We start from the raw sequence: 19,163 nt of genomic DNA, 5'->3' as shown, positions 1-19,163 counted from the left end.
ATGGCCCCGCACGACGGCCTCCTGGGATCACCACGGAAAATGGCTTCGCACGTGCCGCCGACGGTCCGGACCCGGGAGGAGCTTCCAGTGGAGCTGAGCAGGCGTACCTTCAGCACCCTCGCGGGCACTGCCGCGCTCGGACTCGCGCTGGGCGGTGGCAGCGCCGCCTCCCCCGACGCGTACGCCGCGCACGTCGTGCCGACCGGCCCGCCGCCCGCCCCACCGGGCGCGGACGGGCAGCCGCACACGATCGGCTACGACCGCTACTCCCTGCTCGTCGACGGCAGACGCCTGGTCCTGTGGTCGGGCGAGATGCACCCCTTCCGGCTGCCCAGCCCGTCCCTGTGGCGCGACGTCCTGCAGAAGATGCGCGCCTTCGGCTACAACGCCGTCAGCATCTACGTCTCGTGGAACTACCACTCCCCCGCCCAGGGCCACTACGACTTCACGGGCGTCCGCGACCTCGACCTGTTCCTGCGCATGGCCGCCGAGACCGGCCTCTACGTCATCCTGCGCCCCGGTCCGTACATCAACGCGGAGATCGACGCGGGCGGCTTCCCCGGCTGGCTGACCGCCACCAAGGGCACCGCCAGGACGGCCGATCCGACCTACCTCTCGCACGTCGACGAGTGGCTGACGCAGGTCAACTCCATCGTCTCCAAGCACCTGTTCACCCAGGGCACGGGCACGGTCCTGCTCTACCAGATCGAGAACGAGTACGACGCCCAGACCACCCAGCCGTCCGGCGCCGCCTACATGTCCCACCTGTACAAGAAGGTGCGCGCCGACGGCATCGACGTCCCCCTGTTCCACAACGACAAGGGCCGCAACGGCTATTGGACCCCCGGCTCCTTCGACACCGGTGGCGACACGGGCGGTTGGCTGTACGGCTTCGACGGCTATCCGACGCCGACCCAACCCCCGCCGGACTGGGGCCACTTCGGGATCGGCGGGGCGAAGGGCGGGGCGACCGCCAGCCCCAAGACCCCTGGTTTCGTACCGGAGTTCGGCGGTGGCTGGTTCGATCCGTGGGGCGGGTCCTGGTTCGACGGCAAGGGGTACGCGGAGTCGCGCCGGACACGTGACGCGGCGTACGAACGGCGCTTCTACCTCACCAACCTCGCCAACGGACTCACCCTCCACAACGTCTACATGACGTTCGGCGGCACCTCGTGGGGCTGGCTGCCGGCGCCGGTCGTCTACACGTCGTACGACTACGGCGCCGCCTTCGACGAGGGCCGCAACCCGACCGCGAAGCTCGTCCCGATGCACCAACTCGGCCATCTGCTGCGGACCGTGCCCGACTTCGCCAAGCTGGACCGGGCGGCGGACGTCGCGGTGGAGGGCCTGAAGGCCTACCACCTCACCAACGCCGACACCGGCTCCCACGTCTACGTCCTGCGCAACGACAGCATGGAGGACGTCTCCTCGACGCTGCCGACCACGACCGACGACATCGAGGTCACCGTCCCCGCCCAGGACGCCCGCCTCCTCGTCACCCAACTCGCCCTCGGCGGGCGCAAGTTGAGGTACTCGACGGCCACGCCGATGATGTTCCTCACCGCCGGCCGGCAGGACATCGCCGTGTTCGCCGGGAAGCGCGGCGAGATGACCCACACCGTGGTCGAGTGCCCGGAGGAGCCGGTGGTGACCCGGCTCGACGCGCAGGCAGCCTGGGTGTGGGACCGCGGCCTCCTGCACATCACCGTCCCGCTCGGCATCGGCGGCCTGACCCGGGTCCTCGTCCAGGCCGGCGGCGTCGACAACTCCCTCGTACTGCTCTTCGCCGACGAGGAGACCTCCGTACGCCTGTGGCCGTACGAGACAGGTTCGGGCACCGCACTGGTCTACGGCCCGGCACTGCTGCGCGAGGCCACGCTCAGAGGCACGACCGCCCACCTCACCGGCGACACCATCGGCGAGACCGGCCTGGAGGTGTGGAGCCCGCGCGGCATCACCGACGTCACCTGGAACGGGCAGCCCGTGCCCGCGACCGTCACCAACGCGGGCAGCCTGCGCTCGAACCCGGACGCGCTGCTGCCGGGGGTGCCCGCGGTACCGCTCCCCGCACTCGGCGGCTGGCGGCGCAAGGTGGAGAACCCGGAGGCCGCGGTCGCCTTCGACGACTCCAAGTGGACGGCGGCGAACCGGACTTCGACGTTCAGCACCACGGCCATTCCCTCCGGGCAGCCGCTGCTCTTCGCGGACGACTACGGCTTCCACTACGGGGACGTCTGGTACCGGGGCCGGTTCACGACCGGCACGGCCGACGCCCTGGAGTCGGTGACCCTCGCCTACAGCACCGGCACGCAGGGGCTGCTGATGGCCTGGCTCGACGGCGAACCGCTCGGCACCCACCGGATGCCGGTGCCGACCACCAGCAGTGTGCGGCAGGGCAGTTGGACGGCGAAGGCGACGCTCGCGGTCCCGGAGAAGGCGAAGGATCTCCGCGCGGCCGGTTCACACGTCCTGTCCGTGCTGGTGCGGCGGATGCAGCACGACCAGGACGGCAAGGCCCTCGACACCCACAAGGTGGCCCGGGGCCTGACGGCGGCGACCTTCAAGGGCGCCTCGCCGAAGGTGAGTTGGCGACTCCAGGGTGAGACTACGCCCGATCCCGTGCGCGGGCCGCAGAACAACGGTGGGCTGTACGGCGAGCGGGAGGGCTGGCATCTGCCGGGGTACGCGGATGGTGGCTGGGAGGCCGTCACCCTTCCCCGCGCCGACAAGCGGCAGGGCGTGGCCTGGTACCGGACCAGCTTCAAGCTCGCCGTGGACACCGGCATCGACGCCTCGATCGGCCTCGTCCTCGACGACGACCCGGCGCGCGCCTACCGCGTCCAGATCTTCCTCAACGGCTGGAACATGGGCCAGTACATCAACGACGTGGGCCCGCAACACACCTTCGCCCTGCCGAACGGGATCCTCCGCACACGTGGCACCAACACACTCGCCCTGGCCGTCCTGTCCGACGGCACCACACCGGCGGGCCCGAAGGACGTACGGCTGACGCTGCTGGGGAGCGCGGCCGGAGGAGTACCGGTCTCGCCGGTGGCCTCCCCCGGCCGCTGACACCCATGGGGTTCAGCTGATCCTGATCATGTTCCAGGACAGCGGCTCCAGTACGGCGGTCAGGGTGCCGTCCTGGAGTGTGGTGCCCTCGACCATGTGCGGGGCCACCCGCTCCGGGTCGTCCAGTGTGTTGCGGGCGTCCGGGTCGGCGTCCGCGAGGGCGCTGTGCTCGACGACCGACGTCAGGTCCAGGCCGTTCAGGCCCACTTGGAGCGGGAGCGACTCGGTGCGGCTGCGGTTGACGGCGAACACCGTGACCGAGCCGTCCTCGCCGCGCACCGCGGTGGCGTGCAGCAGGTCGGCCTCGCCGAACTTCTGTGTCTCGTGCGTCGGGGAGTCGACGCGGACGTCGAGGACCTGGCCGCGGCCGTACTGCGACGCCTGCGCGAACGGGAAGAACGTCGTCTGCCGCCAGGCCGGGCCGCCCGGCTCGGTCATGATCGGCGCGATCACGTTGACGAGCTGGGCGAGGCACGCGACGGTGACACGGTCGGCGTGCCGGAGCAGGGCGATCATGAGCGAGCCGAAGACCACCGCGTCCATGACGCTGTAGTGGTCCTCCAGCAGACGCGGCGCCTCCGGCCACTCGGCCGGGTCGGCGTTCTTCGCCTGCTCCTCCCAGTCCGACGTGTACCAGACGTTCCACTCGTCGAAGGAGAGGTTGATCTTCTTCTTCGACTTGAGGCGGGCGCCCACGTGGTCGGCGGTCGCGACCACGTTCTCGATGAAGGACTCCATGTCGACGGCCGAGGCGATGAACGAGTCGAGGTCGCCGTCGGTCGGCTGGTAGTAGGCGTGCAGCGAGATGTAGTCGACCAGGTCGTACGTCTCCTGGAGGACCGTCGACTCCCACTCGGCGAAGGTCGGCATGGCCTGGGAGGAGGAGCCGCAGGCGACGAGTTCGACACCGGCGTCGATCTGGCGCATCGCGCGGGCCGTCTCGGCGGCGAGTCTGCCGTACTCCTCGGCGGTCTTGTGGCCCGTCTGCCAGGGGCCGTCCATCTCGTTGCCGAGACACCAGACGTTGATGCCGAAGGGGTTCTTGTCGCCGTGCGCGATGCGCTGCTCGGAGAGGGTGGTGCCGGAGGGGTGGTTGGCGTACTCCTGGAGTTCCAGGGCCTCGGCGACTCCGCGCGTGCCGAGGTTGATCGCCATCATCGGCTCCGCCTGCGGGCCGAGCTTCTTCAGGAACGCGATGTACTCGGAGAGGCCGAAGCGGTTGGACTCCGTCGAGCGCCAGGCCAGGTCCAGGCGGCGGGGACGGTCCTCGGCTGGGCCTACCGAGTCCTCCCACTTGTAGCCGGAGACGAAGTTGCCGCCGGGGTAGCGGATGGTGGTGACGCCGAGTTCTCTGACCAGGTCCAGGACGTCCTGGCGGAGGCCTTCCGCGTCCGCGGTGGGGTGGTCCGGTTCGAAGATGCCGGTGTAGACGCAGCGGCCGAGGTGTTCCACGAAGGAGCCGAAGAGGCGGGGGTTGACTTCGCCGATCGTGAAGGCGGGGTCGAGGGTGAAGCGGGCGGTGCGCATGCGGGCCCTTCTGGGTTGAGTTTTGTCTGCGGCTTTGTGGGGGCTGGTCGCGCTCACGCGGCGGAGCCGCATATCGATACAGCCCCGCGCCCCTAAAACAGCTTTGGCCAGCCGGTGTTTGTCCAGCTGAGGGTGTTCAGCCCGAGCTTGGGGGTGCCTGAATCCTCTCCGTCGTAATAGTGGTATGCCAAGACATCCTTACCTTTGTCTTGGAAGATGGATTCTCCGCCCGGGCCTATGTAGCGGCCGTGGGTTGCCAGGAGCAGGTCTCCGCCGCCCGCCAGCATTGGCTTGCCTGTGCTGTCCGCGTACGGGCCCGTCACCGTCGTCGCCCTGCCGACCCGGATCTTGTAGGTGGAGTTCACGCCGGCGCAGCACGCGTCGTAAGAGGCGAAGAGGTAGTAGTAGCTGCCGTGGTGGACGATGTACGCGCCCTCCACCGCGTACGGGGCGTCCGGGCGGGTTGCCAGCTGGGCGACTGTTGCGCCTGGGATCGCCTTGCCTGTCGCCGGGTTGAGTTCGACCATGCGGATGCCCGTCCAGTACGAGCCGAACGCCATCCAGAGTCTGCCGTCGGCCTGGACGATGGCCGGGTCTATGGCGTTCCAGGCGTCCGTGGTCTCCGAGGTGAACGCCTTGGCGTGGTCGGTCCAGGTGCCGGGGAGGCCGGTGGGGGACGTCGCCACGCCGATCGCGGAGTGGTTGGTGCCCCAGGAGGAGACCGCGTAGTAGAGCCAGTAGCGGCCGTCCCGGTAGGAGAGGTCGGGGGCCCAGGGGTCGCCGGTCGAGTTGTAGTCGTACCACCAACTCGGGGGCGCCGCGAAGGCGTTGCCCGCGTCGTCCCACTGGACCCGGTCCTTGGAGGTGCGGGCGCCGATCACCCCGCCGGTCGAATAGGCCACGTAGCCGCCGGACTTGAGGTGCATGACGGTGGGGTCGTGGATGATCTGCTGGCCGGTGATGGGCTGCGGGTCGGGGTAGGTGACGTCGGCCCCGGCCGTGGTGGGGAGGAGGGCGATCGTCGCGGCGGCGAGCAGGGCCGCCACTCTCATGCGCTTCAACTCAGTACCTCCATCGGTGAGTTACTGGCCTGCCAGGCCCGTGTGGGCTACGCCTCGCACGATCTGGCTCTGGAAGAAGACGAACACGATGATCAGCGGGAGGCCCGCGATGAGGCCGCCCGCCATGAGCTGGGGCCAGACGATGCCGAAGGCGTTCTGCACGGTGGCGATGCCGTTGGGCATGGTCATCAGGTCGGGGTTGTTGGTCACCATGTACGGCCAGATGAAGTTGTTCCAGGAGGCGATGAAGGTGAAGATGCTGACCGCCGAGAGGGACGGTTTCGACAGGGGCAGGACGATCGTGAAGAAGATCCGCCAGCGGCCGGCGCCGTCGATGAACGCGGCCTCCTCCAGCTCCTTCGGCAGCGACTGGAAGAACTTGTAGAGGATGTAGACCATGGCCGCGGGGGCGCACTGCGGGAGGATCATGCCCCAGTACGTGTCGACCATCCCGAGCGACTGGACCGTCGTGAACAGCGGTACGCCCAGGATCGCCGGGGAGAACATCAGGCCCGCCATCGTGAGCGCCATCAGGGTGCTCTTGCCGCGGAACTCGGTGCGGGCGAAGCCGTAGGCCGCGAGTGAGGCGACCAGGAGCACGATCACGGTGACGCAGACCGAGACCACGACGGAGTTCACGAACCAGTTGGGGATGTTGCCGGCGTCGATGACGCCCTTCCAGGACTCCAGGGTGAAGTGGTTGGGGATCCAGTGCGGGGACGCCACCGATTCCGTCGGTGTTTTGAGGGACGTCGACAGGGCCCAGACCAGCGGGGAGAGCCAGATGAGGGAGAGGGCTGCGGCGACCGCCGTCAGGGCGATCTGCGCCGGGGTCCAGGTGCTGCGCGGCTTGTGGCGTACGGGAGTTGGGGTTGTCATCGGGCGTCCTCCTCGCGTCGGCGGAGCAGCCACATCCGGCCGAGGGCGACGGTCGCGATGATGAGGAAGAGGATGAAGGAGATCGCGGAGGCGTAGCCGACTCGGTAGCTGGTGAAGCCCTGTTCGAGGGTGTACTGGACGAAGGTGCGGGTCGATTCCTCGGGGCCGGGGCCGAATTGGTACATGACGACTGCCTGGTCGAAGACCTGGAGCGAGGCGAGGATCTGGAGTGCGAGGACCAGGCCGGTGATGTTGCGCAGGTTGGGCACGGTGATGTGGATCAGGCGTTGGAAGGGGCCCGCTCCGTCCAACTCGGCTGCTTCGTAGAGGTGTTGGGGGATGTTCTGGAGGGCGGCCAGGTAGAGGAGGAAGCTGAAGCCGACCGTCCACCACAGGGTGGCGATGACGACGGCGAGCATGGCCGTGGACTTCTGGGCGAGCCACGGGGTCTGGAGGCCCAGGACGTGGTTGACCATGCCGTTGGTGGGCTGGAACAGCCACCACCACAGGTTGCCGACGACCGCCGAGGGGAGGAGGAAGGGCGCGAAGAAGCACAGGCGCCACAGCCATTTGAAGTGGACGGTGTGGTGGGCGATCAGCGCCATCAGCAGGGCGGCCACGACGATCATCGGTACGACCCACAGCGTGAACTTGGCGCTGTGCCACAGCGAGGACCAGACGAGGTCGTCGCTCAGGGCCTCGCGGTAGTTGGCGAGGCCGACGAAGGTGGTGTGGTCGCCGGAGATGTTGGCGTCGGTGAGGCTGAGGTAGAGGCCGCGGACGACCGGGACGACGACGAAGAGGCCGTAGAGGACGAAGAACGGGGCGACGAACCAGCCGCCGTGCTGGAAGCGGCGGCCCCAGCGGACGCGTGCGGAGTCGGTGGCGGTGGTCGTGCGGGGGCGCAGGGTGGTGGCGGGTGCGGCGGTGGCGGTCATGCTCCGGCTCCCGTCAGTTCCTGGGCGGCGGTGTGGCCGTCCATCGGGTTCTTCATCGCGAGGAGTTGTTCCAGGGCCGACTTCATCCTGCGGGCCGCCGAATCCGGCTTGGTGGAGCCGAGGTTGGAGGCGGCGATGATGGGGCCGATGTGCTGGGCGAGGATGCCGGTGGAGCCGGCGAACCAGATGTGGGGTTCGGTGGCGGGGTGCTCCATGGCGGGCCTGGAGTACTCGTCCTGCGGGGTGAGCTTGAGGTAGGCCGGGTCCTTGAAGGTGGGGAGGTAGGCGGGGACATGGCCGCCGCCCGCCCAGGCGGTGGCGTGGGTGACGAGGTGGGCGGCGAGTCGGTGGGCGCCCTCGTTGGCGGCGCCGCCGCGGTCGGACCGGTGGGGCAGGACGAAGGAGTGGGACTCGGCGTGGGTGGCGGGGGTGCCGAAGACGGGCGGGAGCGGCTGGGCGCCGTAGGCGACCTTCGCGCCGCTGTAGTACGGCACCGACCAGTCGCCCTCCCAGGTGAAGGGTGATCCGGCGAGGAAGGCCTCGGCGTCGGCCTCGCCGACGATCGCGTAGCCGTCGGTGACGTGTTGGCGGAGGAACTCCAGTACCTGGGTGGCCTTTTGGGTGTCGAAGGTGACGTCGGTGCGGGCGTCGTTGAAATACGTTCCGGCCAGTTGCTGGTAGAAGGCGACGAAGAACCACCAGGAGAAGTTCTGGTCGTTGGCGTGCAGGCCGAGGGTCTGGACACCCGACTTCAGTTGTTTCCTGGCCGACTTGAGGATGCGGAACCAGTCGTCGGCGGAGGTGGCGGAGGGCAACTTGCCGTCGGCGTCGAGGAGTCCGGCCTTCTTGCACACGTCGGTGCGGTAGAAGTTCAGCTGGACGTGGATGTCGAGGGGCAGGGCGTAGAGCTTGCCGTCGACGATGCCGCGCTGCCACAGCACCGGGTTGAAGTCGGCTTCTTTCACGCCGTACTTGGTGAGGAGGTCCATGTCCCAGGGGTCGAGGAGGCGGCCGGGTGCGAAGCCGGGTACGCGGCCCTGGTGCATGACGGCGAGGTCGGGTGCGCGGCTGCCGGCGGCGGCCATGGCGAGCTTCGTGTAGTAGGGGCCGCCCCAGGTGAGTGTGGAGGCCTTGACGGCGATGTCCGGGGTGGCCTTCTGGAAGGCGTCGACCATCGCGACCATGTTGCCGCCGTCGCCGCCGCTGAAGAGGTTCCAGTACGTCACGCGGGTGTTGGCGCCCGCCGCGAGGGCGTCCGCGCCGGTGCCGAGGGCCGCGAAACCGAAGCTTCCGGCGACCGCGAGGCCGCCCGCCGTGGTGAGTAGGTGCCTGCGATTCAGGTCAGGTAGTCCCATTCCCTGCCCTTACTGTAGGAGTCCTATCATGTTCGAAATACCGTATGTCGCTCGTAACTTCGAACGGGACCGTAAAATCGAAGCGCTTCCGCGTCAATGGGTTGAGCACAGTGCAACGTTCATTCACGGGGTCGATTTCCGGACACAGCGGTCGTTCCCGGTCCCACAACGGCCACCGAATGACATGACGTCGGCAGTTGTGGGCGCGTAACCTCGGACCGGCTGTGCAACGGTGAGGTGGCTGAGTCGGCGTATGTCCTGGCATATTGCAGCGGTGCGCACGAAGAAGGAGATGCGGCGGCTCGCCGGCGCCCTCATCGACCCCATGCGCGTCCCGGTCCCCGCCGACCCCGAGGCCCTGTTCGACGCGCTGGTCGACTCCGTCACCCGCTGGCGGGGGCGTGAAGTCGTCGTGCGCCGCGAGGTGTTCCCGCCGCACACCGCCAGCGGGCTGTGGCTGGAGGGCGACACGTACGACGTCATCGTGATCGACAAGCGGGCCGCCGCCTGGCACCAGATCGTGATCTTCAGCCACGAGGTGTGGCACATGCACCGGCGCACCACCCGGCCCGGCCCCACGCTGACCGCCGAGCGCGGCCCCCGACCGGTCGCCGCCCGCACCGACTTCAGCCTCGCCGACGAACAAGAGGCGGACCGCTTCGGCATGTTGATGAGCGGACGGCTGCGGCCCTGGCTGGAGTCCGCGGCCACGGCGGACTCCGCGCACGACAGCGCCGTAGCCGACGGCGGTACGCACGAAGGGGTCGCCGGGCGCATCGGAGCCGCCCTCAACTACCGCGGAACGAGAAAATGAGCGGCCTGATCAACTACCTCAGCTGCGGCCTGCTGTGGCTGGGCATGCTGGTGAAGGCGCCGGATCTCATACGCCACTGGCGCGACCCCTATCTCCGTGTCATCTGTGTGCTCCTCGGCCTGGCCGGGGCCTGCTTCTTCCTCGGGGCGCCGCCCACCGTCGGCGCGATCAACCACCTCAGCGGCATCCCGAACCTGGCCGCGCCCCTCACCTACGCGTCGATCACCGCGTACAGCGCCTCCTCCCAGGTCCTGATCGTCTACTGGCGGGGCGGACCGCACGTCCACCGCACCGCCCGCCGCTGGATCGTGGCGTACGCCCTCGTCCTCGTCGGCATCGCCGTGATGTTCACGCTGGGCCACACCCCGGTGGAGCGCCGCACCGACCTGGACACCTACTACGCGAACACGCCGTTCACCTCCGAGATGATCGTGCTGTACCTGTCCGGGCACCTCGCCGCCGTCAGCGTCACCACGGTGTCGTCGCTGCGCTGGGCGCGGCAGGTGCGCGGCTGGCTCCGCGCGGGGCTGGTCACGCTGGGCGTGGGCTCGCTGTTCGGCGCCGGGTACAGCCTGACCAAGTTCGCCGCGGTGATCGCGCGGTGGAACGGGCGGGACTGGACGAAGCTCGGCACGACCGTGTCACCGGCCTTCGCGGGACTGGGCGCGGTCCTGATCGTCATCGGTGTGCTGATCCCGCTGGCCGGACCCCGGCTGACCCAGCGGTGGCAGGCCCGGCGGACGTACGCCCGGCTCGAACCGCTGGAACGCGAACTGGACGAACTCCTCACCCGCCGCGCGCTACGGCTGCCCCGGCCGCGCTGGTCCTCCCCCGCCACCCGGCTGGTGTGGCGGCAGACCAGCATCCACAACGCGCTCGGCCACCTGGACGCCTTCTTCGACCGGGCCCTGTACGAGCGGACGTTGGAGGCCGCGGCGCGGACCACGGACGACCCGGAGCGCGCCGAGGCGACCGCGTGGGCGGCGGCCGTCGCCGCGGCCGTCGTCGAGGAGCGCGGCCGGGACCCGCACCTGGCACCCGTCGACGAACCGGGCCGGCTCCCCGACCGGGCCCCCGGCACCGCCCTCCTCGTGCACATCGCCGACGCGCTGGCGCTGTCCCCGCTCGTCGCCGCCGCCCGGGTGCGCACCGGCACGACGGAAGGGAGTTCGCGGGCATGAGCCTCATGGTGTACCTGGCCGCCGCCGTCTTCGGGCTGTCCTGCACCGTCGTGCTGCGCCGCCCCCTGAGCGTGCCGCGCGACCCGCTGACCAGGTCCACCTGCGCGGCGATCCTCCTCGGCTCCCTGGGCCTCGTCTGCGCGGCACCGCCGACCCTGAGCGCGGTCAACGGCCTCACCGGCATCGCGAACTTCGGCGCCCCCCTCACCTACGGCATGATCTCCGCGTACAGCTGCTCCCTGCTCGTCCTGCTGATCCACTGGCGGGGCGGTTCCCCCGCCCGGATCCGCCGCATGGTCCTGCGCAGCATGGCCGCCTACGGCGCGCTGATCGTCGCCATCGTCGTGCTGTTCACGCTGGCCGACGCGAGCACCGAGCGGCTCACCGACCTCGACACGTACTACGCGAACACGCCCTACATGCGCGAGATGATCGTGCTCTACCTGCTCGGACACAGCGCGGCCACCCTCGCGATGTGCAGCGTGTGCGTCACCTGGGCCCGGGAGGTCACCGGCCTGCTCAGAGCCGGGCTGCACCTCATCCTCATCGGCACACTGCTGGACGTGGTCGGCTTCCAGCTCGTCAAGTACACGGCGGTGGTGGCCCGTTGGACCGGCCACGACCTGGACTTCCTCTCCACCGGTATCGCCCCGCCGATGGCCTCGCTGGCCGCCCTGACCTGTTCCGCGGGCTTCGCCCTGCCGCGGCTGCTGCCCGCCGCCCGCGCGCACTGGCAGGACCTCGACGACCTGCGCGGGCTGGGCCCGTTATGGTCGGAGGTCCGGTTCGCGTCCCTCGCCCCGAAGCCGCCCAGCGCACTCTGGCAGCTCCCCCGGATGCGGCTGCACTGGCGCGAAGTGTCCATCCACGACGGCCTGTTGGCGCTGGCCCCGTACTTCGACGACCGGGTCCGCGAGCGCACCCGGTACGCCGCCCTGCACGCGGGCCACTCCGCGCACGAGGCCCGGGTGGTGGCCGAGGCGGCCATGGTGGCCGACGCCGCCCGCCGCGCCGCCGCCCGCGAGGAGCCCTTCGGCACACCGAGCACCTACCGGCTCTACGCCACGGAGGTCTCCGACACCTGCGGGCTGGTCGAGCTGGCGCGGGCACTCGCCCGGTCACGGCTCACCGCCGCCGTACCGGAGGGTACGGTAAGGGCCACTCAGCGTTGACGTACGTGTGCCCGAACACCCCTGTTTTCTGGCCGACTTGAGGAGCCCCATGCCGCGGAGAGCTGTCGTCGTCGGTGCCGGACTGGCCGGCCTGCTGGCCGCCGCCGCCCTGTCCGCCCACGCGGACGAGGTGATCGTGCTGGACCGGGACGAGCTGCCCGACGGACCGGAGCACCGCAAGGGTCTCCCGCAGGGACGCCACGCCCATCTGCTGATGTCCGGCGGGCTGGCCGCGATGGAGGACCTCGTGCCCGGCGTGAGCGTCCGCGAGCGGCTGCTCGCCGCGGGCGCCCATGAGATATCCCTCAACTCTGGCATGGTGGCGCTGACTCCCGAGGGCTGGCTGCGCCGCTGGCGGCACGAGGGACCCCGGATGCTCACCTGCAGCCGGGCGCTGCTGGACTGGGTGGTGCGCGAAGCGGTACTGGCGAACACCAAGACCGAGATCCGCACGGCCCAGGGCCTGGAACTGCTCGGCGACCTCCACGGCATCACCGGCGTCCGCATCTCAACAGACGCCGGAGAGACGGACCTTGAGGCCGACTTCGTGGTCGACGCCAGTGGCCGCGGCTCACGCGTACTGCACTGGCTGGAGAAACTCGGGGTGACCGGCATCGACGAACGGACCGTCGACTCCGGCCTCGTCAACGCCACCCGGATCTACCGCAGACCGGCCGGCGCCGAGCACTTCCCCCTCACGATCCTTCAGGCCAACCCGTACCTGTCCCTGCCCGGCCGCGCCGGAATGGTCCTGCCCATCGAGGGCGACCGCTGGATGGTCAGCCTCGCCGGCACCCGGGGCGCCGAACCGCCCGCCGACCCCGACGGCTTCCTCCAGTACATCCTCGACCTGCCGGACCCCATCCTCGGCCGCCTCGTCTCCGGCGCCGAACCCCTGACGGACGTCCACACCAGCCACAGCAGCAAGAACGTCCGCCGCTATCTGGAGAAGGCCCGCAACTGGCCCGACGGCCTCGTCGTCCTCGGCGACGCCCTCGCCACCTTCAACCCGGCCTACGGACAAGGCATGTCGGTGGCAGCACTCGGCGCCCAGGTCCTCTCCCGCGAACTGGACCACGAGGGCTTCACCGCCCCCGGCCTGGCCGCCAAGGTCCAGCGCGGGGTGGCGGTCCCGGTCGAGGGCGCCTGGGCGATGGCGGTGGGCCAGGACGTCTGGTACCCCAACACCAAGGGCCCCGCCCCCACAACGGCGGACCGCCTGATCACGCGTTACTCCCGCCGCCTGTTGAAGTCGGCGACGGGTTCCTACGCTGCGGCGGCGGCCTTGGCGGCGGTGACGAGCATGGAGGCGGACGCATCAACTCTGATGCACCCCGGCACGCTATTGGCAGCCCTCAACGGCCCACTCCTGCCTCCCCTTTCCGGCCCACCACTAACACCGGCGGAACGAAAAACACTGGCGGCCTTGGCAGGTACAGGGGACTGAGGTTCCTTTAGGGGCGCGGGGAACTGCGCGCCCAGCCCCCACCGGCCCGCACCCAAAGAACCGCCCCTCACCCCGCAAATGCAGGCTGCGCCAACCCCTTCCCCACCCCCGGCACAACCAACAGCGACCCAGCAACAGGATGCGGCGAATCAAGCCCCACCCGAGCAGTCGTCACGTACAAGTCAGTCAGATCCGCCCCCCCGAAAGCGCACGCAGTGACAAGAGGCACGGGCAGCTCGACCACCCGGTCCAACTCCCCGTCCGGCGTATACCTCCGCACCGCACCCCCGTCCCACAACGCCACCCACACACACCCATCGGCATCAACGGTGAGCCCGTCAGGGAACCCCGCACCGACCTCCACATCAGCGAAGCGCCGCCGCTTGGTCACCCGCCCGTCCGCGTACTCGAAGACGTCGATCCGACGCGTGGGCGAGTCGATGTAGTACATCAGCCGCCCGTCCGGACTCCACCCGGTCCCGTTGCTCACCGCGACGTCGTCGAGGACCAGCTCGACCGACCCGTCCCCGGTGACACGGGACAAGGTGCCACCGCAGGCCGCCTCGTCGTACCGCATCGTGCCGACCCACAACGCACCGTCGGGCGCGACGGCCGCGTCATTGGCCCGCCGCCCGGCAACAGGCTCCCGATGCAACCACCGAAACTCCCCGTCGGGATCGACGAGCCCGACCCCGTCCCGGAGATTGAGGACCAGCCCCCCGCCGACCCGGGGCTTGGCCGCACCGACGTGCTGATCGGTCACCCGCACCGTACGAACCCCGGACGAGGGGTCGTACGTATGCACCCGGGACCCGAGGATGTCGATCCAGATCAACCGCCCGGCCGCCGCGTCCCACGTCGGCCCCTCGCCGAGCGTCGCCTCGGCCCGTACCGCCACCTCGTACGTCATCCCACGCTCCGGTGTCCGAGCCGCTCCGACAGTTCGGCGGCGCCCTTCGCGGCGAGCTGCTCCAGCTCGGCCAGGCGCTCGTCGCTCCAGCGGATCATGGGGACGGAGATGGAGAGCGCGGCGACGACCTGCCCGGTACGGTCCCGGACCGGCGCCGCGACACAGGACACGTCCGGATTCGACTCGCGGCTCTCGACCGCGACCCCGCGCTCCCGGATCCCGGCGAGGGCCTCGCGGAGGGCGCCCGGCTCGGTGATGCTGTTGGGCGTCATCGCGACCAGCGAGACGTCGGCGGGGATGCGGGCGCTGAGCTCCGGCTCGGGGAGGGAGGCCAGCAGCATCTTGCCCACGGATGTGCAGTGGGCGGGCAGCCGGCGCCCGGCCGCCGACACCATGCGCACCGCGTGCGTGGAGTCGACCTTGGCGATGTAGATGACGTCGGTGCCTTCGAGGATGGCCACGTGCACGGTCTCGTCGCAGGTCTCGGCGACGGATCGGGCGACCTGCTGGCCCTCGGCGGCGAGGTCGAGCTGCTCGGCGTACCGGCTCCCGAGCTGGTATGGACGGACACCCAGCCGGTAGCGTCCGGGTTGTCCGGGCACGGGCACGATGTACGAGCGGGCGGCGAGGGTGGTGACCAGTTCGTGCACGGTGGTGCGCGGCAGTTGCAGCTTGCGCACGATGTCGGGGGCGGAGAGCGTCCCGTCCCCGTCGAGGAAGAGCTCAAGAATGTCGAGAGCCCGGGTCACGGCAGGTACGAGGCGTCCCACAACCGGCCCCCTTCTAGGTGTCGTGTTCGAAATTTCAACTGACGATCGGGATGACGAACACAGGCTAGCCATAGAGGGTTGCACGGGCAATGGTCGGGTGACTCTCCGTCTACCTACGTGCTCTGGGGCCGCCCAGTTCACCGCGCAACCGCTGTGCGCGCAGGACCAGTTCGAGCTGGAACCGGCGGTCCGGGTGGTCGATCTCGTCGCCCCACAGTTCGCGGATCTGCCGGAGGCGATAGCGCACGGTCTGCGGGTGCACGCCGAGCCGCGCGGCCACCTCCGGCGCCCCGCCCCGCGTCTCCAGCCAGGCCAGCAGGGTCTCGGCGAGCCGCCGCCCGTGCGTGGGCCCACAGTGCGCCAGCGGCGCCAGACACCGCAGCGCGAGATCGTCGATCAGCTCCTCGGGCTGCAGCAGGACGAGGGCCTCGGTGTGCTCGGTGCAGTACAGGACACCCCCGCCGGGCAGCAGCCCCCGCTCCATCAGTCCTACGGCGGCCTCGGCCCAGCGCGCCGACTTCACCGCGTCGGCCAGCGGCACCGGGGGCCCGATCGCGCCCGCCCAGCCGGTCAGCGCCCGGTGCAGGAGTTCGGGGCGGCCGGCGGCGTCCGGTTCGGGGACGACCATGCGGGGCTGGTCGTACTCCATGTCGAGCAGGACCTCCTGCCCCACGGCGGGGGCGACCGCCTCGCGGGCCGGGCGCAGCAGGACGCCGACGGCGACCTTGTCGGGCAGCGGCCAGCCGATGCGGGCGGCCCGTTCGGAGAGGGCCTCGGCCGGGTCGCCGCGGTGGTGCTCGGCGAGGAGGAGTTCCATCAGGCGGCGCTGGAGGCGGAGCCGTTCGCCCGCCTGTCTGGCGGCGGCCTCCGCGTAGCCGCGCACGGACTGGTCGACCAGTCCGTCGAGGTACTCGTAGCCCGCGTCGACGAGTTCGTACATCGCGGGCGGCGGGATGTCGACGCGCTGGCCGATCTCGGCGAAGCGGCGCCAGGCGAGCCGTACGCCCATGCGGTAGATCGCCTGGAGCGAGTCGAGGGTGCGGCCGTGCAGGCCCTCGCCGCGCCCGAACTCCTGGAAGACGCCCGGCGGTACGGTCGGGCGGCCCTCGGCGGTCTCCAGGTGCTGGACGAAGACCTCGATGGCGCGCCGGATGCCGACCAGGGCCATGGGTTCGCCCGACTCGTCGAGGACCAGGGGCAGTTGGGGGTGCTCGCGGCGGATCTCGTGCAGGATCTCCTCGGCGAGCGCGGGCGCCTCGGCCATGGCGATGGCCGCGAACTCGCGCACCTGGAGGCGCGGTACGTCGAGCCATACCGAGCGCGCCGTCACGGTCGCCGGGCGGACGGTCGCTGCCCGGGCGGTCGCCGGTCGAGCGGCCATGGGGTCAACTCCCCTGGCCCGCTTGCTCGTAGGTGATCAGTGGCGTGTTCGGCTGGTCGGGCCGGGCGTCGAGCAGCGCGACGATGCCGAGCGCGGCGCCCACGGCGAGGGCGGCGGCGAGGGCCATGGTGAGCAGAGCGGCGAGCAGTCTGGACATCGCGGGGTCAGCCTCTCTGTACGGAGTCTGTGCCACACCCCTGCCCATCGGCCCCAGTGTCGGCAGACATTGACACTCCGTCAAGGGGCGCCTACGGTTCCCGGCCCAAGAGCGGCCCGAACTCCGTCACCAACTTTCACTGGAGTGCCCGGATGCGCCGTACAGCCTCTCCATTTTCCTTGATCCTGCTGGGACTTGGCACGTTTCTGCTGGTCCTGGCGCCGCTGCTGGCGTGGTACGTCGAGCCGCGGGCCGCCGTGACCCCGATCAATATCGACACGACCGCCGTCTACCGGGGCACCGGCAGCTACTTCGACACCGGTGAGCTGCGGACCGTGGACGACCGGCGGATCACCGTCACCCAGCAGGTGCGCGGCGATGTCGCGGACAGCGAGAAGAGCGGGGACGCGGTCTGGGACGTCACCACGACCGTCGACACCGACAAGTCCCTGCCGGCCGCCGATCCGCACGACGCGCTGGAGTTCTTCCCCAACCGCTGGGTCACGGACCGTAAGACCAACAAGCCGGTGCACTGCTGCCACGAGAACCCGTACTTCGAGGGCGACGCCTTCCTGAAGTTCCCGTTCGACGTGCGGAAACAGCCGTACCAGTGGTGGGACAACTCCCTTGGCGCGACGGTTACTTTGCGTTACTCGGGGACCAAGAAGGTGCAGGGTTACTCGGGTTACGTCTTCAAGGGCACGGTCCCGCCCACGAAGATCGGCACCCGCCTGGTACCCGGCAGCCTCGTCGACCAGCCGGGCTCCCCCCAGATACTGGCCGAGGAGTGGTACTCCAACCACGGCATCGAGCTGGTCGTCGACCAGCGCACCGGCCGGGTGATCTACGCCCAGACCGGCCCCCGCCGCACCCTGCGCGCCCCCGGCCACGCATACGACGCGGTGCTCCTCCTGGACGCCGACAAGCTCGCGTTCACCACGGCCACCCAGCAGGAACAGGTGAAACTGGCGAAGCAGGAAAGTGGCCAACTACGCCTGGTGGGACAGTCGTTGCCGATCGGTACGGCAGTGGCCGGATTCGTCCTCGCCGTGGCGGGTGGCGTCTTGGTGCTACGAGGCCGTCGGCGCCCGGAATCCGCTACTTCACCCGGGTATCCACCCACGATGTGACGTGACGTCAGTTCTAATAACCCCGGAAATTGTCATGCGGGTGAGTAGCCGTCAGGAACGCCTGGGCGAAAACTGTCCACCCCACCCCGGCACAGCCCACCCACAGAACTCCGCACCGCGTCCACCGTCCATCCCGCCCCCACTCCCGCTGAGTTCCGCACCCTGAGACGAGTTGGAGCACCCATGCCCCAGCACGTGCCCTACTCGCTGCGCGCCGAGTTCCCCTCCGTCGCGCAGCACCCCCCGGCGCTTGTGCCGCAACCGCGCCGAATCGTTTTCCTCGCGCACCGCGATCTCGACAACCCCTCGGCCGGCGGCTCCGAACTCCTCGTGGACCGACTGGCCGACGGCCTCACTCAACTCGGCCACCAGGTAACCCTGTTGTGCGGCGGCCCCGCGTCCTACCACGACTACAGAGTCGTGTCGGCAGGCGGTGCCTACGGCCACTTCCTGCGCGCCCGTACGGCGTTCACCCGGCAGATCGGCGACTGCGACCTGCTGGTCGAGGTGTGCAACGGCATGCCCTACTTCGCTCCCATGTGGCATCGCGGCCCGACCATGTGCCTGGTCAACCATGTCCACACGGACCTGTGGAAGATGCGGTTCGGCGGCCCGATGGCACCGGCCGCGAGGATCGGCCGAAGACTCGAACACTGGGCGCTGACCGGGGCGCAGCATCGCGGCCTGCTGGTCGCGGTCTCTCCCTCGACCGCGCACGCGCTGCGCGGGATCGGGGTCGAGCGGGACCGGATTCGGGTCGTCCACAACGGAGTCGAGGAGCCGGGCCCTCGTGCCGACCGCTCGCCGGAGCCGCTGTTCGTGGCGGTGGGACGGCTGGTCGAGTACAAGCGGATCGATCTGCTGCTGCGGCTGTGGGAGCGGGTACGTCCCGTGGTCGGCGGGCGGCTTCTGATCGTCGGTGACGGGCCTGAACGGGAGTCACTGGAGCGGCTCGCGGGGGCCGGGGTGGAGTTCACGGGCCATGTCTCGGAGGCGGAGAAACACGAACTCCTTTGCTCGGCCTGGCTGTTGCTGCATCCCTCCGCGTTGGAGGGGTGGGGCTTGGTCGTGACGGAGGCTGCGGCTCGGGAAACTCCGGCGATCGCGTTCGACGTGCCGGGGTTGCGTGACTCGGTCGTTGACGGGGAGACGGGTGTGCTGGCGCGTGGGGAGTCTTCCTTCGCGGCGGCCTGGTGTGCGTTGGCTCTGTCCTCCCATCGCCGTGAGCTGATGGGGAAGTCGGCTCGTGATCGGGCTGCGCGTTATCGCTGGGATCGGACAGTCAGACAGTTTCGAGCGGTGGCCGGCGAGGCGGTGAAGGGCTGGGGGTCGTGAAGTGGGTGCGGGTTCGTCGTGGCTGGTCGCGCCC

Annotated in this window: 16 protein-coding genes; 7 read left to right on the top strand and 9 right to left on the bottom strand. The window is 69.8% G+C overall.

Annotation, left to right across the window (positions count from 1 at the left end; all coding sequences use genetic code 11):
* The first annotated feature begins 87 nt into the window (after positions 1 to 87).
* The gene (locus AB0I69_RS22890; RefSeq protein ID WP_363097467.1) at positions 88 to 3,072 is read left to right on the top strand and encodes a beta-galactosidase; all 2,985 of its coding nucleotides are present in this window, start codon (positions 88 to 90) and stop codon (positions 3,070 to 3,072) included.
* A gap of 12 nt (positions 3,073 to 3,084) precedes the next feature.
* On the opposite strand, the gene AB0I69_RS22885 is transcribed toward AB0I69_RS22890, so the two are convergent.
* The 5 genes from AB0I69_RS22885 to AB0I69_RS22865 form a co-directional block, all read right to left on the bottom strand.
* Positions 3,085 to 4,599 carry an alpha-N-arabinofuranosidase gene (locus tag AB0I69_RS22885; RefSeq protein ID WP_363097466.1) on the bottom strand — a complete coding sequence of 505 codons (1,515 nt, stop codon included), beginning with the start codon at positions 4,597 to 4,599 and terminating at the stop codon, positions 3,085 to 3,087.
* Between the two features lie 92 nt (positions 4,600 to 4,691).
* Complete coding sequence (locus tag AB0I69_RS22880) at positions 4,692 to 5,651, bottom strand: arabinan endo-1,5-alpha-L-arabinosidase (RefSeq protein ID WP_363097524.1); 960 nt, start codon at positions 5,649 to 5,651, stop codon at positions 4,692 to 4,694.
* A gap of 30 nt (positions 5,652 to 5,681) precedes the next feature.
* Entirely contained in the window at positions 5,682 to 6,539 is an 858-nt protein-coding gene (locus AB0I69_RS22875; protein WP_363097465.1) for a carbohydrate ABC transporter permease, read from the bottom strand.
* Positions 6,536 to 7,477 carry a sugar ABC transporter permease gene (locus AB0I69_RS22870; RefSeq protein WP_363097464.1) on the bottom strand — a complete coding sequence of 314 codons (942 nt, stop codon included), beginning with the start codon at positions 7,475 to 7,477 and terminating at the stop codon, positions 6,536 to 6,538. The genes AB0I69_RS22875 and AB0I69_RS22870 overlap by 4 nt, the downstream gene beginning before the upstream one ends.
* The gene (locus tag AB0I69_RS22865) at positions 7,474 to 8,832 is read right to left on the bottom strand and encodes an extracellular solute-binding protein (protein WP_363097463.1); all 1,359 of its coding nucleotides are present in this window, start codon (positions 8,830 to 8,832) and stop codon (positions 7,474 to 7,476) included. The genes AB0I69_RS22870 and AB0I69_RS22865 overlap by 4 nt, the downstream gene beginning before the upstream one ends.
* A 274-nt stretch (positions 8,833 to 9,106) precedes the next feature.
* On the opposite strand from AB0I69_RS22865, the gene AB0I69_RS22860 reads away from it, so the two are divergent.
* From AB0I69_RS22860 to AB0I69_RS22845, 4 genes are read left to right on the top strand one after another with little or no spacing between them, the layout of a single operon-like run.
* Entirely contained in the window at positions 9,107 to 9,646 is a 540-nt protein-coding gene (locus AB0I69_RS22860) for a toxin (RefSeq protein WP_363097462.1), read from the top strand.
* Positions 9,643 to 10,827 (top strand): MAB_1171c family putative transporter, encoded by a 1,185-nt coding sequence (locus AB0I69_RS22855; RefSeq protein ID WP_363097461.1) that lies wholly within the window; start codon positions 9,643 to 9,645, stop codon positions 10,825 to 10,827. The genes AB0I69_RS22860 and AB0I69_RS22855 overlap by 4 nt, the downstream gene beginning before the upstream one ends.
* Complete coding sequence (locus AB0I69_RS22850; protein ID WP_363097460.1) at positions 10,824 to 11,999, top strand: MAB_1171c family putative transporter; 1,176 nt, start codon at positions 10,824 to 10,826, stop codon at positions 11,997 to 11,999. Before AB0I69_RS22855 ends, AB0I69_RS22850 begins: the two co-directional genes overlap by 4 nt.
* Before the next feature lie 49 nt (positions 12,000 to 12,048).
* Complete coding sequence (locus AB0I69_RS22845; protein WP_363097459.1) at positions 12,049 to 13,446, top strand: FAD-dependent monooxygenase; 1,398 nt, start codon at positions 12,049 to 12,051, stop codon at positions 13,444 to 13,446.
* 67 nt (positions 13,447 to 13,513) lie between these two features.
* Here the strand turns inward: AB0I69_RS22845 and AB0I69_RS22840 are convergent, their stop codons facing one another.
* The 4 genes from AB0I69_RS22840 to AB0I69_RS22825 form a co-directional block, all read right to left on the bottom strand.
* Positions 13,514 to 14,356 (bottom strand): SMP-30/gluconolactonase/LRE family protein, encoded by an 843-nt coding sequence (locus tag AB0I69_RS22840; RefSeq protein ID WP_363097458.1) that lies wholly within the window; start codon positions 14,354 to 14,356, stop codon positions 13,514 to 13,516.
* Positions 14,353 to 15,126 carry an IclR family transcriptional regulator gene (locus tag AB0I69_RS22835; protein ID WP_363097457.1) on the bottom strand — a complete coding sequence of 258 codons (774 nt, stop codon included), beginning with the start codon at positions 15,124 to 15,126 and terminating at the stop codon, positions 14,353 to 14,355. Before AB0I69_RS22835 ends, AB0I69_RS22840 begins: the two co-directional genes overlap by 4 nt.
* 109 nt (positions 15,127 to 15,235) lie before the next feature.
* Positions 15,236 to 16,507 carry a helix-turn-helix domain-containing protein gene (locus AB0I69_RS22830; protein WP_363097456.1) on the bottom strand — a complete coding sequence of 424 codons (1,272 nt, stop codon included), beginning with the start codon at positions 16,505 to 16,507 and terminating at the stop codon, positions 15,236 to 15,238.
* A gap of 4 nt (positions 16,508 to 16,511) precedes the next feature.
* Positions 16,512 to 16,664, bottom strand: coding sequence for a hypothetical protein (locus AB0I69_RS22825; RefSeq protein ID WP_363097455.1), 153 nt, complete (start codon positions 16,662 to 16,664; stop codon positions 16,512 to 16,514).
* A gap of 152 nt (positions 16,665 to 16,816) precedes the next feature.
* On the opposite strand from AB0I69_RS22825, the gene AB0I69_RS22820 reads away from it, so the two are divergent.
* A complete protein-coding gene (locus AB0I69_RS22820) occupies positions 16,817 to 17,794 on the top strand; it encodes a DUF3068 domain-containing protein (RefSeq protein ID WP_363097454.1) in 978 nt (325 codons plus the stop codon).
* Between the two features lie 183 nt (positions 17,795 to 17,977).
* Positions 17,978 to 19,129, top strand: a complete 1,152-nt coding sequence (locus AB0I69_RS22815; protein WP_363097453.1) for a glycosyltransferase family 4 protein — start codon at positions 17,978 to 17,980, stop codon at positions 19,127 to 19,129.
* Positions 19,130 to 19,163 lie beyond the last annotated feature (34 nt).

The organism is Streptomyces sp. NPDC050508 (assembly GCF_040655155.1).
Classification (GTDB): domain Bacteria; phylum Actinomycetota; class Actinomycetes; order Streptomycetales; family Streptomycetaceae; genus Streptomyces.
The sequence above is the reverse complement of the archived record's forward strand: the minus strand, read 5'-3'. Positions and strand labels throughout refer to the sequence as shown.

What these genes read in the sequence shown, in the direction of transcription:
- AB0I69_RS22885 (WP_363097466.1), bottom strand. Translation starts at nt 4,599, where the DNA reads ATGCGCACCGCCCGCTTCACCCTCGACCCCGCCTTCACGATCGGCGAA.
- AB0I69_RS22880 (WP_363097524.1), bottom strand. Translation starts at nt 5,651, where the DNA reads ATGAGAGTGGCGGCCCTGCTCGCCGCCGCGACGATCGCCCTCCTCCCC.
- AB0I69_RS22875 (WP_363097465.1), bottom strand. Translation starts at nt 6,539, where the DNA reads ATGACAACCCCAACTCCCGTACGCCACAAGCCGCGCAGCACCTGGACC.
- AB0I69_RS22870 (WP_363097464.1), bottom strand. Translation starts at nt 7,477, where the DNA reads ATGACCGCCACCGCCGCACCCGCCACCACCCTGCGCCCCCGCACGACC.
- AB0I69_RS22865 (WP_363097463.1), bottom strand. Translation starts at nt 8,832, where the DNA reads ATGGGACTACCTGACCTGAATCGCAGGCACCTACTCACCACGGCGGGC.
- AB0I69_RS22855 (WP_363097461.1), top strand. Translation starts at nt 9,643, where the DNA reads ATGAGCGGCCTGATCAACTACCTCAGCTGCGGCCTGCTGTGGCTGGGC.
- AB0I69_RS22850 (WP_363097460.1), top strand. Translation starts at nt 10,824, where the DNA reads ATGAGCCTCATGGTGTACCTGGCCGCCGCCGTCTTCGGGCTGTCCTGC.
- AB0I69_RS22845 (WP_363097459.1), top strand. Translation starts at nt 12,049, where the DNA reads ATGCCGCGGAGAGCTGTCGTCGTCGGTGCCGGACTGGCCGGCCTGCTG.
- AB0I69_RS22840 (WP_363097458.1), bottom strand. Translation starts at nt 14,356, where the DNA reads ATGACGTACGAGGTGGCGGTACGGGCCGAGGCGACGCTCGGCGAGGGG.
- AB0I69_RS22830 (WP_363097456.1), bottom strand. Translation starts at nt 16,507, where the DNA reads ATGGCCGCTCGACCGGCGACCGCCCGGGCAGCGACCGTCCGCCCGGCG.
- AB0I69_RS22825 (WP_363097455.1), bottom strand. Translation starts at nt 16,664, where the DNA reads ATGTCCAGACTGCTCGCCGCTCTGCTCACCATGGCCCTCGCCGCCGCC.
- AB0I69_RS22820 (WP_363097454.1), top strand. Translation starts at nt 16,817, where the DNA reads ATGCGCCGTACAGCCTCTCCATTTTCCTTGATCCTGCTGGGACTTGGC.
- AB0I69_RS22815 (WP_363097453.1), top strand. Translation starts at nt 17,978, where the DNA reads ATGCCCCAGCACGTGCCCTACTCGCTGCGCGCCGAGTTCCCCTCCGTC.